The organism is Bifidobacterium avesanii, assembly GCF_009299475.1.
In the GTDB taxonomy this organism is placed as follows: domain Bacteria; phylum Actinomycetota; class Actinomycetes; order Actinomycetales; family Bifidobacteriaceae; genus Bifidobacterium; species Bifidobacterium avesanii.
Genome location: NZ_WBSN01000006.1, coordinates 1 through 12,942 on the forward strand (window position 1 = coordinate 1; position 12,942 = coordinate 12,942).

Annotated in this window: 10 protein-coding genes; 8 read left to right on the forward strand and 2 right to left on the reverse strand. The window is 67.4% G+C overall.

What is annotated here, in order from left to right; all coding sequences use genetic code 11:
* Positions 1–408: 408 nt before the first annotated feature.
* Entirely contained in the window at positions 409–1,794 is a 1,386-nt protein-coding gene (locus DSM100685_RS04585) for an NCS2 family permease (RefSeq protein WP_152350185.1), read from the forward strand.
* Positions 1,795–2,300: 506 nt separating this feature from the next.
* Here DSM100685_RS04585 and DSM100685_RS04590 read toward each other — a convergent pair.
* Positions 2,301–3,341, reverse strand: a complete 1,041-nt coding sequence (locus DSM100685_RS04590; RefSeq protein ID WP_152350186.1) for an aggregation-promoting factor C-terminal-like domain-containing protein — start codon at positions 3,339–3,341, stop codon at positions 2,301–2,303.
* A gap of 255 nt (positions 3,342–3,596) precedes the next feature.
* A complete protein-coding gene (gene trxA / locus DSM100685_RS04595) occupies positions 3,597–3,938 on the reverse strand; it encodes a thioredoxin (protein WP_152350187.1) in 342 nt (113 codons plus the stop codon).
* Positions 3,939–4,093: 155 nt separating this feature from the next.
* Here trxA and DSM100685_RS04600 point away from each other — a divergent pair, with 155 nt between their 5' ends.
* The 7 genes from DSM100685_RS04600 (at position 4,094) to DSM100685_RS04630 (ending at position 12,899) form a co-directional block, all read left to right on the forward strand.
* Positions 4,094–4,720 carry an NUDIX hydrolase family protein gene (locus DSM100685_RS04600; RefSeq protein ID WP_152350188.1) on the forward strand — a complete coding sequence of 209 codons (627 nt, stop codon included), beginning with the start codon at positions 4,094–4,096 and terminating at the stop codon, positions 4,718–4,720.
* A 75-nt stretch (positions 4,721–4,795) separates the two neighbouring features.
* Positions 4,796–5,671, forward strand: coding sequence for an alpha/beta fold hydrolase (locus DSM100685_RS04605; protein ID WP_152350189.1), 876 nt, complete (start codon positions 4,796–4,798; stop codon positions 5,669–5,671).
* Positions 5,671–6,807 (forward strand): NAD(+) diphosphatase, encoded by a 1,137-nt coding sequence (nudC, locus tag DSM100685_RS04610; RefSeq protein WP_239512656.1) that lies wholly within the window; start codon positions 5,671–5,673, stop codon positions 6,805–6,807. Before DSM100685_RS04605 ends, nudC begins: the two co-directional genes overlap by 1 nt.
* A 309-nt stretch (positions 6,808–7,116) precedes the next feature.
* Positions 7,117–8,784, forward strand: a complete 1,668-nt coding sequence (locus DSM100685_RS04615) for a L,D-transpeptidase (protein WP_152350190.1) — start codon at positions 7,117–7,119, stop codon at positions 8,782–8,784.
* 61 nt (positions 8,785–8,845) lie between these two features.
* Entirely contained in the window at positions 8,846–9,250 is a 405-nt protein-coding gene (gene gcvH / locus DSM100685_RS04620) for a glycine cleavage system protein GcvH (RefSeq protein WP_152350191.1), read from the forward strand.
* Between the two features lie 56 nt (positions 9,251–9,306).
* Positions 9,307–10,497: an App1 family protein gene (locus tag DSM100685_RS04625; protein ID WP_152350192.1), complete on the forward strand. Its 1,191-nt coding sequence runs from the start codon at positions 9,307–9,309 to the stop codon at positions 10,495–10,497.
* Between the two features lie 56 nt (positions 10,498–10,553).
* Positions 10,554–12,899 carry a S9 family peptidase gene (locus DSM100685_RS04630; RefSeq protein ID WP_152350193.1) on the forward strand — a complete coding sequence of 782 codons (2,346 nt, stop codon included), beginning with the start codon at positions 10,554–10,556 and terminating at the stop codon, positions 12,897–12,899.
* The last annotated feature ends 43 nt before the right edge of the window (positions 12,900–12,942 follow it).

Below are 12,942 nucleotides of genomic sequence, written 5' to 3' on the forward strand. Positions count from 1 at the left end.
CCAAGCCAAGCAGGACCCGACCATCGAACGCGCTAGACTCAATACCAAGCCGCGCGGTTTCCTTCACTTTTTCAATCACACACCGAATCAAACCGCACGGCCCTTACACACCAAAATGCGAAGAGCCCATATAACGGGTTGTTTGTAGGCGAGGGTGAGCCGGCAGGCGAACCAGCAACACAGCGCGCAGCCCCGTTTCCTCCGATCACGTCTCCCGCCCCGCTTCGGCGGGGCTTTTTCATTATGCGCGTCACACCGCTGACTCATCCCGGTGTTAGGCTCGTGCTGTTCGGAGCGACGGTCCGGCAGTCGTTTGACTTTTGATCTTTCGCATTCGCCCGCGCCGTGGCCGCTCCGCTTGCCGTCGCATTCCGCGGCGGGAAGAGAGAAATGCAAGGAGAGCGAGTTATGGAGAAATTCTTCAAGCTCAAGGAGAGCGGCACCACCGTCTCCACTGAGATCACCGCGGGTCTGACGACCTTCTTCGCGATGAGCTACATCATCGTCGTCAACCCCCTGATTCTGAGCCAGACCGGCATGCCGTGGGGCGGCGTCTTCCTCGCCACCATCATCGCGGCCATCATCGGCACGCTCGTCATGGGCCTGTTCGCCAACGTGCCGTACGCGCAGGCGGCCGGCATGGGCCTCAACGCCTTCTTCACCTACACCGTCTGCTTCGGCCTCGGCTTCTCCTGGCAGCAGACGCTGTGCATGGTGTTCCTGTGCGGCCTGATCAACATCGTCATCACGGTCACCAAGATCCGCAAGATGATCATCGAGGCCATTCCGCCCATGCTGCAGAACGCCATCGGCGGCGGCATCGGCATCTTCGTGGCCTACGTGGGCATGCTCAACGTGGACCTCGTCAAGTTCACGCCCGACGAGGCGACCACCGAGAAGGCCGTCGGCGCCACGCCCGGCCTCGCCACGCTGAACAACCCCACCCTCTGGCTGTTCCTCATCGGCCTGCTGCTCGCCGTCGTGTTCACCGTGCTCAAGGTCAAGGGCGGCATGCTGCTGACCATCGTGATCACCGCGCTCATCGGCATCCCCATGGGCCAGACCACCATGGCCAACTCCGTGTCCATCTCCGACACCTTCGCCCAGCTGCCTCAGACCTTCGGCGTGATCTTCACGGCCGACGGCTTCCCGGCGCTGTTCTCCGACCCGGCCAAGATCCCGCTGGTGCTCGTCACCATCTTCGCGTTCTCCATGTCCGACACGTTCGACACGCTCGGCACCTTCATCGGCACCGGCCGCCGCACCGGCATCTTCTCCGACGAGGACATGAAGCACATGGAGACCGGCAGCGGCTTCTCCTCCAAGCTGGACAAGGCCCTGTTCGCCGACTCCATCGCCACCTCGATCGGCGCCATTTGCGGCACCTCGAACACCACCACCTACGTGGAGTCCTCCGCGGGCATCGCCGCGGGCGGCCGCACCGGCCTGACCTCCGTGGTCGTGGCGATCTGCTTCGCGCTGTCCGCCTTCCTGTCCCCGATCGTCTCCGCCGTGCCGTCCGCCGCGACCGCAGGCGTGCTGGTGATCGTTGGCTGCATGATGGCCTCCTCCCTCAAGGAGATCGACTGGAGCGACATCTCCGCCGCCATCCCGGCGTTCTTCGCGTCCGTGTTCATGGCGTTCTCCTACTCCATCAGCTACGGCATCGCCGGCGGCTTCATCACGTACTGCATCGTGAAGATCTGCAAGAAGGAAGCCAAGGACGTGCACCCGATCATCTGGATCGTCTCGGTGCTGTTCATCCTCAACTTCATCCTGCTCGCCGTGCTGTAAGGCGTGCCGCAGTCCTGCTATAGATATAGGCGCTGAGACACGACGTAGTCGGCTCGGCGCCTATGTTGTTTCCCGCCCCGTTCCGCCCGGAACGGGGCTTTTTCATACCCGCGCGGGTGCTTATGAAAAGAGCCTTCGATTTCTGACCTAATGTTCCCGGTACAAAGCGTTACAGCGCACTGCCGGCCGTTGCAATTCCGCGGTTTTCTCGCGGTTCAGGGGCGGTTCTTCACGCGTGATTAGGTCAGAAATCGGCATGGCCGTTGGCAAGCGGCAATGTTGCGTGCACAAAACGTGCCCGACGCGTTTTGTGCGTCTGGAAGCCGCATCAATCGCGGCGTGCGATCGGGCTCGAGCGTGGTTTTGAACTTGGGCTTGACCGCCGCTTGGCTTATTGGCTCATTGGCGTTGGATTCCGGCGCCATCGAATGCATCACGAAAAAGAGCCCTCCCGCGAACCGGAATTCGCGGGAGGGCTCTTTCGCATCAGGTCAAAGCGCTGAGGATCAGTACCACTTGTGGGACACCCAGAACGAGTAAGCGCCCTGAATGCTGCCGTAGCGGCTGTTGCAGTAGCTGAAGAACCACTTGAGCTGCGTCTGGTAGTTGGTGCGCCAGTCGGCGCCGGCGGAGGCCATCTTGCTGCCGGGCAGAGCTTGCGGCAGGCCGTACGCGCCGGAGGACGGGTTGGAGGAGTTGACCTGCCAGCCGGACTCGTGGTTGATGATGAACACGGTGGCGGTGAAGTCGGCCTCGCTGTAGCCGTTGGAAAGCAGGTAGTCGTGCGCCCACTGCTGCATGGCGCCCACCGGGGTGGTGGTGCCGATCGAGGCGGAGGCGGACGAGGAGCCGGAGGACTTCGCGGCCGCCTTCTTGGTGCCCTTGAGGATCACCTTGTCCACCGGGGCGGTCTTGACGTACTTGGAGATGGTGTTCGAGGAGATGACCGTGTCGCCGTTGCGGGTGACGAGGTTCGTGGACTCGACCACGCCGTTCTGTCCCTCGGTCTCCACCTTGGTGGTGCCGGCGGGCAGGGAGTCGTCCTCCTTCTCGACGGTGTTGAACGGGATTTCCTCGTCGGAGGTCTCGATCGTCGCGTTGGCGCGCGTGATGGTGATCGTGGTGGACTCGTCGACCGGCTCGTCAAGGCCGGGGGAGACGACGTCGGACGGGTCGAGCGTGATGTTGCCGGCCTCGAGCACGGAACGCACGTCGGTGAGGTTGTCGCCCAGCACCACGCGGGAGTCGCCGTTGATGTCCACCGTGACGTAGGACGTGTTCGCGCTCGCGCCGCCGGCCCCTTCGCTGATGGCCTTGCGCACGGTGTCACGGGAGACTTCGATGCCCTGCATGTTGGTGGCCGAATAGGACGTCACCTCGGTGGAATCGTCCGTGGCGACGGCGGTGGAATGCGCGTAGAAGTCACGCGACGCGACGCCGATGCACACCACGGTGGCAACCGCCGCAAGCCCGGCCACGCAACGCGCCCATTGACGTTTGGTGATCAGCTTGAGCGCTGCCGTATGCGATTTCTGATGGCGACCCATCAAACTCCTTAATTCGACCAATAATGCACGGCGGCGTGCGGCACAAACGGGTGCCTTGCACGCACACACGTCCTCCACATTAGCCCACTTTGGCTAAATCTGGTAATCGGGAGGGCGCGGGCCACTAGATATTGGCGTGGTGAAAGCGGTTCCCGGCACCCATGACAACGCCGAAGAACCCTTGGCATGAGTGCGGTTCGGGGTTCTTCGGCGCGAAATGCACGAAAAATCGTGAAAAACGGTGAAAGGGACGGATCAGGCCTGCTGGGCGGTGACGTCGAGCTTCTTGGCCTGGGCGATGAGGTCGTCCAGATCGGAGGCGCGCAGCGCGCCGGCCTGCTTGAAGACGATCTGGCCCTTCTTGGCGATCATGAGCGTGGGCACGGCGGAGATGCCGGCCGCGGCGGCCAGATCCTGGTTCTGGTCGATGTCCACCTTGGCGAACACGATGTCCGGGTTCGCCTCGCTCGCGGCCTCGAACACCGGGCCGAACGCCTTGCACGGGCCGCACCAAGTGGCCCAGAAGTCGAAGAGCACCAGATCGTTGTCGTTGACGAGCTGCTCGAATTCGGCGGAGGTAACTGCACGCGTGGCCATAATCGTTCCTTGTCTCTAAAAGTGCTGCGGCTGAAGTGCTGCGGTTGTTCCTGCCCTCCAGCATTCCAGCACCAGTGGATAAGCGGCACGGCGCGTTCGGGCGCGTTCGCCGTGGGCGTCACGGATTGGTCATACGCACGCCGGATAATGGGGGCATGCCAGTCATGAATGATGAAGTGCCGGGTCCGGACGACTTCGATGCGAACCGTCCGCGCGGCGAATTCGACAACATCACCCCCGAGGATTTCGTGCGTGGCAGCGGCCACCACAATCCGCCCGGGTGGCTGGGCCCCGCGGACATCGACCGCGCCCGTCGCCAGCTGCCCATCGCGTACGTGGAGATCGTGCCCGTGCGCACGGACGATCTGGGCCGCGTGAACCGCGTCGGCTCGCTGCTGCGCGTGGGGGACGACGGCGCCATCGAGCGCACGCTCATCACGGGCCGCGTGCTCTTCCACGAGTCCCTGCGCGAGGCGATCGCCCGCAACATCGCCAAGGATCTGGGCGACATCGCCCTGCCGGTGCTGCCGAGCGGCCTGCAGCCCTTCACGGTGGCGGAATTCTTCCCGACGCCCGGCGTGAGCGAGTTCTACGACCCCCGCCAGCACGCGATCGCCCTGTGCTACGTGGTGCCGATCGCCGGCGACTGCAAGCCGCAGGACGAGACGCTGGACGTGGAGTGGGTGGACCCGCGCAGCGAGGATCTGGACCGGTTCGTGGCGCAGATGCCGAACGGGCACGGGCGTCTGGTGCGCCTGGCGCTGGCGTGGGCCGGCGTGTGACGCGGGACGCCAGGGCCGAAAGGCCCGGAAGACTGAAGACCCACGCGGAAGACTTGCGAAAGGACTGTTAGCGCAATGCGAATGTTGAACCATGTGCTCAGCCGGGGGACCGGCGTGCCGGTCGTGCTGGTGCACGCGTTTCCCGTCGACCACCACATGTGGGACGAGTGCGCGGCCGAGATCGTGCGGCAGGCGGAGGAGGAGGGGCTGGCGCGGCCCACGATCTGGGCGCCCGACATGCCTGGCGCCGGCAGCGGCCCGATCCCGAGCGTCGAGGAGAGCGGCGGCGCGGCCGACGACGGCTCGTACCCCCGTGCGCTCGACCGCATGGCCGACGCATACGTGGACATGCTGCGCGCGGCGGGATACGACCGCGCGATCTGGGTGGGGCTGTCCATGGGCGGCTATCTGGTGCTGGACGTGCAGCGCCTGCACCCCGACGCGGTGGCGGGCCTCGCCCTGTGCGACACCAAGGCGGACGCCGACGGCCCCGAGGCGCACGCCAGCCGCCTCAGGATCGCGGACGAGATGGAGGCGACCGGCACGCGCGAGCCGGTGATGCACTTCGCCGCCGCGAATCCGATGCGCGACTCGACGGTCAAGCGCTCCCACGAGTTCATCGCGCGCATGACCGGCCTCATCGAGGCGCAGGACCCGAAGGGCGTGGCGTGGCGCGAGCGCATGGCCGCCGGCCGCCCGGACCTCAACGACCAGCTGCCGCTCGTCACGGCCCCCGCCGCCGTGGTGTGCGGCGACAAGGATCCGTCCAGCCCGCCCGCCGTGATGCGCCCGATCGCCGAGGCCATGACCGGCACCAGCGCGGCGTTCACCGTGATCGACGACTGCGGCCACTTCTCCGCCATGGAGCATCCGGACGAGCTGGCCCGCCCGCTGGTGGCGCTCATCGCGCGCGTGAACACCATCGAGGCGATGAAGGAGGGCGGCCGCTGATGCCGGGGTCGCAGGGAACATCGCAGGGAATGGGCATACAGGGCTTTTCCCCGCTGTCGCTGACCGGCGTGCTGCCGTTCCTGCCGCTCGCGCAGGGCGACATCGACTATCAGGTCGACCGCCGCGGGCAGGAGGGGCTCATCGACGAGGTGCTCGCCGAACCGACCACGCGCGTGCTGCTGGTGAACGCCGGCAAGCTCGCCGTGCCGCGCGGGCAGGCCGCCGTGGTGGACTACGAGGCTGCCAAGATGCGGCTCGCCCTGCTGCCCGGCGCCTACATGGCCGACGAACTGGCCACGCATCCCGGTGCAGTGCCGATCTTCCTCGGCGCGTACGGGCCCCGTACGGACGCCGAGCACATGGTGGCCGTGGACATCACCCGCGCCGCCAAGCCCGTGGCCGTCCCGCCCGTGCCCGACGCGGCCGGCGTGGGGGCGGACGACGCCTTTGAGTCCGTCGGCGCGGGCCAGGCGCCCGCCGGTTCCGCGACGTCGATCATCGATCAGGCGGCCCAGCGCTTCGACTGGGTGGATCTGCGCGGCTTCGCGCCCCACGCCTCCGCACGCGAGGCGGGACTGGCCACGAGCGCCGCGAGCCTGAGCATGTGGCACAACTCCCAGCGCTTCTGCCCGTGCTGCGGCGCGCCCGTGGCCCCGGCCCTCGGCGGATGGGCGCAGCGCTGCACGTCTCCGGACGACCGCGGGCGCATCCTGTTCCCGCGCATCGAGCCGGCCGTGATCACCGCGATCGTGGACCGCAAGGACCGCCTCATGGTCCAGCACAACGCGGCGTGGCGCAACGAGCTGCTGTACTCGGTGTCCGCCGGGTTCGTGGAGGCCGGCGAGAACCTCGAGCACGCCGCCCGCCGCGAGGCCCGCGAGGAGACCGGCGTGCGCGTGGGGGAGCTGCGCTACCTCGGCTCGCAGCCGTGGCCGTTCCCCTCGTCGCTCATGATGGCGTTCAAGGGTCAGGCCGAGACCGACGAGATCCGCGTGGACGGCAAGGAGGTCACCGACGCCGCGTGGATGACCCGCGACGAGTACACGCACGCGCTCATCGCCGGACGTCTCGAGGCGCCGGGCAGGGCCACCATCGCGCGGTACATGATCGAGGAGTGGCTCGGCCGCGAGCTGTGAGCCGCGAGCTGTGAGCTGTGAGCTGTGAACCGTAAGCCGTGAGCGCGAAACATGCGCGGCGCGGGCTTCGCTCGGGACCGTGCCGCGGGAGATTGTGCATATGCCGTGAACATGCGGTGTGATCCCCGTCACGTTGTGACCGCTCACAGCGCGCGCGTGCCGTTCGCCGTGGGCAAGAGCGCCGGCAAGAGGCGGCAATCGCGGCCTTCCGCGTCGTTTTGGCGGTATATAGTGGGCCGCAACAGAGACGTAGCTGCATGGGACATGCAGAGAGACAAGAGACATAGGACACGAGAGGAACGGATGGCCATGGCCAACGATACGAATGATGCCCTCTTCGACCCGGAGCGCACGGCCTACCTGCCGCCGCTGCCGGTACCGGGCGGCGCGGCGCAGTCCCACGCGCACGCGCGCCACGCCGAGCAGCCGGCGTTCGAGGCGCTGTTCGCCCCGTCCGCGCCCGAATCCATCCCGCCCGAGGGCATTGCCGGCCACGCCGCCGGCGCCGCGGCCGTCTCCGGCGCGCGCAGGCGCCACGTGGGCCTGATCGTCACGCTGTGCGTGTTCGCCGCGCTGCTCGTGGCCTTGGTCGGCGGGTTCTTCGGCGCCCGCGCGTACTTCGCGGACCGCGTGGCCCCCGGCGTGAGCTTCGGCGGCACGAGTCTTGCGGGCATGACCGCCGACGAGGCGCGCAACGTGGTCGCCGCCAAGGCCGACGAATCCAAGATCGCCATCACCGCCTCCGACGGCAAGACCGCCACCGTGTCCCTGAAGGACCTCGGCGTCACCGCGGACGTGGACGGCACCGTCATGAACCTGCTCAACGCCAAGTCCGGCGGCACGCTGGGCGCCGAGATCGCGCGCATCAACCCGTGGGCCTCGAGCGACGTGCCGCTGAGCCTCAGCACCGACAAGCTCGCGCTCGCCAACGCGCTCACCGAGCGCTTCGTGCACGAGGACGACCGCGCGGTCGCCTCCACCGTGGCCTATGCGGACGCCTCCTCCAACTTCGCCGTCACCGCCGGCAGGGACGGCCAGTCGCCGATCGCCCAGCCGGTCGAACAGGCCGTCGCCGCCGTGGCCGAGCGCCCCGGCACCGTCGTCAACGCATCCGTCACCTACGAGTCCGTGGCCATGCCGGTGAGCGTCGGCACCGCGCAGCAGGCCGCCGACCAAGCCAACGCCCGCCTCGCATCCAAGCTCGTGGTGAACAACGGCTCCAAGAAGTCCTTCACCGTGCCCGCCGCGGAGATCGCCAAGTGGATCGGCTTCGACACGGACCCCGAGCAGGGCACCGTGACGCTCAAGTACGATGATGCCGCCGTGAAGAGCTACCTCGAGGCCACGCTGCCGAACGAGCTCAAGCAGGACATGGTCAAGGCCTCCGTGGTCACCAACAAGGCCGGCGCGGTGATGACCACGCTGCGCGAGGGTGTGGACGGCGTGACCGTGACCGGCGTGGACGATGCGGTGACCGCCGTGACCGCCGCCCTGCACTCCGGCGAATCCGCCACCTCCACCGTGAAGACGGAAACCACCAAGTTCGAGACCGAATCGCGTGCGGTGGACTACGACAGCCCCAACGGCGACCCGCACGTGGTGGTGAACCTGAGCGAGCAGAAGGTCTACGCGTACAAGGGCTCCACGCTCGTCAACACGTTCCTCACCTCCACCGGCAAGCTCTCCACCCCGTCCGACAACGGCACGTTCTTCGTGTACATCAAGTACGAGTCCAAGACCATGCGCGGCGCCGACTACGTGACGCCGAACGTGCCGTGGGCCATCTTCTACAACCAGGGCGAGGCTCTGCACGGCGCCCCGTGGAACCCGGACGGCATCGCCAAGGGCGAGCCGCGCTCTCACGGCTGCGTCAACATGAACGTGGCCGACGCCAAGTGGGTCTACGACTTCCTGCCCGTCGGCGCGATGGTGCAGGTGGTCGGCACTACGCCCACCGCAGCCGTGCGCGCGAGCTGAGGATTGCCGAGGGCCGGGGCCCGCTTCGTCCGCGCTCGAAACGCCGTGTTATGGTGTCGGTATGAGCGTTGAAGAAGACAAGCCCCAGAATCTGGACATCCCCGAGCACCTCGAGTACTCCGAGGAGCATGTGTGGGTGGACCAGTCCGTCGAGCCCGCGATCATCGGTGTGACCGAATACGCGGTGAGCCAGCTCGGCGACCTCGTGTTCATCGACATGCCCGAGGTTGGCACCCGCGTGGAGGCCGGCGACGAGATCCTCGAGCTCGAATCCTCCAAGGCCGTCGAGCCGCTGATCAGCCCGGTGGCCGGCGTCATCCGCTACGTCAACCAGGGCGCGGCGGACGATCCGAGCGTGGTGAACAACGATCCGTACGGCGAAGGCTGGATCGTCAAGATCGAACTGGACGACGACGAGCCCGAGCTGCTCGACGCGGACGCCTACGCCGCCATGATCAGCAAGTAAGGCAAGTACCAAGTACACGGAATCAGCATCGGACGAGACCCGCAAGGGGGCACAGGATGTCGAACCGGGAAGCGAAGCAGAAACCCATCCGCGCGAGGCGGACCACCACCATCGTGGACGCCGCCTCGTGGCGCGAGCGCATCGAAAACAAGCCGATCGTGGTCCGCGCCACCCGCCGCGTGGTGACGCACGGGTTCGGCGTCTGGTCGGCGCTGTCCACCCTGTTCACCAAGCAGCTCGGCTGGTATCCGCGCGTCGAGCCGTACGTGGGCTACGGCACCGAGGCCTACTCGCGTCTGATCTGCCGTACCGTGCGCGCGCCGGAGAGGCGCGAGGCCGGCGTGCTCATGCGCGGCATCCGAGGCATGCTCACCGTGCCCGCGCCGCACACGCACGTGCGCATCACCGTGGACCGCCGCCCGTTGGAGACTGTGCAGATCGGCACGTCCGAGGCGTACGACCCGATCGACCCCTCGCGCGACCAGCCCAGCAGCTTCGCCATCTCCGACGACGCCGGCTACCTCGACCTCGTGGCCGAGCACCACATGACTCCCGGCATCCATCAAGTCTCGTACAGCGTGGAGCGCCGGCCGGACGTGACCGCGCCGCTGTTCACCATCCCGTCCGAGGCGCAGGTGGGCATCATCTCCGACGTGGACGACACGATCATGGTCACGCAGGCGCCCACGCTGTGGAAGGCCGCGTACAACCTGCTCTTCCTCAACCCGCGCAAGCGCGCCGTGGTGCCCGGCATGAACGTGCTGTACTCCAAGATCGCGGACCTGTTCCCGGACGCGCCGTTCTTCTACCTGTCCACCTCGCCGTGGAACGTGGAGACCTCGATCCGCCACTTCATCCGCTATCAGGGATACCCCGAGGGGCCGCTGCTGCTGCGCGACCTCGATCCGCGCCCCAAGACGTTCATCCCCTCCGGCGTGCAGCACAAGCTCGAGTTCGCCGAGCAGCTCATGGCCGACTTCCCGCGCATGCGCTTCATCCTCATCGGCGACGACGGCCAGAAGGACCCGACCACGTACGCCACGATCGCCAAGCGGTACCCCGGGCGCGTGATCTGCATCGGCATCCGTCAGCTCACGCCCAAGGAGGCGTCCGTGGTGCCGGCCATGCAGATCGCCGGCATGACCACCACGCAGCCCATCCCCGTGACCGACGTGCCCGTGTTCACCGGCACCACCGGCTCGAACCTCATGAAGACCATGCTGCCGTACCTGCGCCACAACGTGTGAGGACGGGCGCAACGCGCGGGTTCGCCGCGGCGGGGTCGGTGTAGCATGGACGCACTATGAGTGATGAAGCCATCGAATACCCGGTCGCGGCGCGCGAGCCGCACACCCGATCGTTCCACAACGACGTCTTCGAGGACCCCTACGAGTGGCTGCGGGCCAAGGACGACCCGCGCACCCAGACGTTCGTGAGCGGGCAGAACGCGTACACGGACGCGCGCATGAAGCCGCTCGCCGGCCTGCGCTCACGCCTGTTCGACGAGCTCAAGTCCCGCGTGCAGGAAACCGACATGTCCGTGCCCACCCGGCTCAACGGCTACTGGTACTTCACACGCACGCAGGAGGGCAAGCAGTACGCCGTGCAGTGCCGCATCCCCGTGGCCGACCCCGACGACTGGACGCCGCCGACCGTGGACGCGGCCGCCGAACCTGGATCCATGCCCGGCGAGCAGATCGTGTTCGACGGCAACAGGGAGGCCGAGGGGCACGACTTCTTCCGCTGCGGCGGCATCGACCTGAGCCACGACGGCCGCTGGATGCTCTACGGCGTGGACGTGACCGGCGACGAGCGGTACGACCTCAAGATCCGCGACCTTTCCACCGGCGAGGACCTGCCGGAGGTCATCGAGCAGGTGTCCGCGGGCGGGTGCCTCACGCCGGACGGCAAATGGGCGTTCTACGTGAAGGTGGACGAGGCGTGGCGGCCGTACGCCGTGTGGCGCCACCGCGTCGGCACGCCCGCCAGCGAGGACGAGGAGGCGTGGCGCGAGGACGACGAGCGCTTCTGGGTGGGCGTGGGCCTGAGCTTCGACGAGCGCAACATCGTCATCGGCACCGGCTCCAAGACCACCACCGAGGTGCTCACCCTGCCCGTGGCCGATCCGACCGGCGGGTTCCGCGCGTTCATCCCCCGCCGCGAGGGCATCGAATACGACGTGAGCTTCGCCTGCTTCGAGGGCGCCGGCGAGGACGGCGGGGACGTGCCCGTGGCCGTCGTGTACCACAACGTGTCCAACCCAAACTTCCAGATCAACGTGATCGACATGCGCCGCCACGAGCCGCCGTACGACCTCGACGAGGGCACGGTGGTCGCGGCCGGCTCGCCCTATGGGTGCGAGCGCGGCGGCCAGTATTCCGCCATGCCGGTCGGCCGTCCCTGCCACGCCCCCGGCAACCCGTCGATCCTCGACGGCGCGCGCGGGCTCGGCATCGAGGGCATCGCCATCCACCGGCACTTCGTGCTGCTGTCCTACCGCGCCGAGGGCCTGCCGCATCTGGCGGTCATGACCAAGAACGACGCCGTGGAGGACTGGAAGGCCGGCCGGCCGTGGCGATTCGAGGAGATCCGCCCGAAGCCCGCCGCAGCGCTCAAACAGCCGTATGCCGAGCGCCTGTACTCGATCGGTTCCGGCGGCAACCCGTCGTACGAGGCGCCGAGGCTGCGCTACTCGTTCGGCAGCTACACCATGCCCGGCGAACTGCACGAATACGACCCGGCCACCGGCGAGGACGCGCTGCTCAAGCGCGCCACCGTGCTGGGCGATTTCGACCCGAAGAACTACGTGGAGCACCGGCTGTGGGTCACCGCGCGCGACGGCGAGCAGATCCCCGTCTCGCTGGTGTGGCGCCCGTCCGTCTGCCATCCGCAGATCGAGGGCAGTCCCGCGCCCATGTTCATCACCGGCTATGGCGCGTACGAGGTGAGCATGGACCCGGGCTTCTCCGTGCCGAGGCTGAGCCTCATGGACCGCGGCGTGCTGTACGCGGTGGCGCACATCCGCGGCGGCGGCGAGATGGGCCGCGCGTGGTACGAGCAGGGGCGGCGGCTCAACAAGAAGCACAGCTTCGAGGACTTCGTGGACGTGACGCGCGCGCTGCAGGAGGGCGGCTGGGCCGATCCGACGCGCACCGTGGCGAACGGCGGCTCCGCGGGCGGCCTGCTCATGGGCGCGGTGGCCAATATGGCGCCGAACCTGTACGCGGGCATCGAGGCGGACGTGCCGTTCGTGGACGCGCTCACCTCGATCCTCGACCCGGACCTGCCGCTGACCGTCACCGAGTGGGACGAGTGGGGCGACCCGCTGCACGACGCCGCCGTGTACGACTACATGAAGTCGTACACGCCGTACGAGAACGTGCCCACGGCGGCCGAGCGCCTCGAGCGGTTCGGCACCGACCACTTTCCGAAGATCTTCATCACCACGTCGATGAACGACACACGCGTGCTGTACGTGGAGCCGCTCAAGTGGGCGGCGCGCCTGCAGGAGCCGGAGGTCGGCGCGGACGTGGTCGTCAAGATCGAGGTGGAGGCGGGTCACGGCGGCACGACCGGGCGCTACAAGCAGTGGGAGGAGGTCTCCTACGAGAACGCGTGGTGCCTGGGCGCGATGGGCATCACCGAGTAGCGGCGTCGGCTTGCCGGCGGTGCACTGCCGTTGGATTTGGCAG

Coding starts and splice junctions, on each gene's coding strand:
- DSM100685_RS04585 (WP_152350185.1), top strand. CDS start 409: ATGGAGAAATTCTTCAAGCTCAAGGAGAGCGGCACCACCGTCTCCACT.
- DSM100685_RS04590 (WP_152350186.1), bottom strand. CDS start 3,341: ATGGGTCGCCATCAGAAATCGCATACGGCAGCGCTCAAGCTGATCACC.
- trxA (WP_152350187.1), bottom strand. CDS start 3,938: ATGGCCACGCGTGCAGTTACCTCCGCCGAATTCGAGCAGCTCGTCAAC.
- DSM100685_RS04600 (WP_152350188.1), top strand. CDS start 4,094: ATGCCAGTCATGAATGATGAAGTGCCGGGTCCGGACGACTTCGATGCG.
- DSM100685_RS04605 (WP_152350189.1), top strand. CDS start 4,796: ATGCGAATGTTGAACCATGTGCTCAGCCGGGGGACCGGCGTGCCGGTC.
- nudC (WP_239512656.1), top strand. CDS start 5,671: ATGCCGGGGTCGCAGGGAACATCGCAGGGAATGGGCATACAGGGCTTT.
- DSM100685_RS04615 (WP_152350190.1), top strand. CDS start 7,117: ATGGCCAACGATACGAATGATGCCCTCTTCGACCCGGAGCGCACGGCC.
- gcvH (WP_152350191.1), top strand. CDS start 8,846: ATGAGCGTTGAAGAAGACAAGCCCCAGAATCTGGACATCCCCGAGCAC.
- DSM100685_RS04625 (WP_152350192.1), top strand. CDS start 9,307: ATGTCGAACCGGGAAGCGAAGCAGAAACCCATCCGCGCGAGGCGGACC.
- DSM100685_RS04630 (WP_152350193.1), top strand. CDS start 10,554: ATGAGTGATGAAGCCATCGAATACCCGGTCGCGGCGCGCGAGCCGCAC.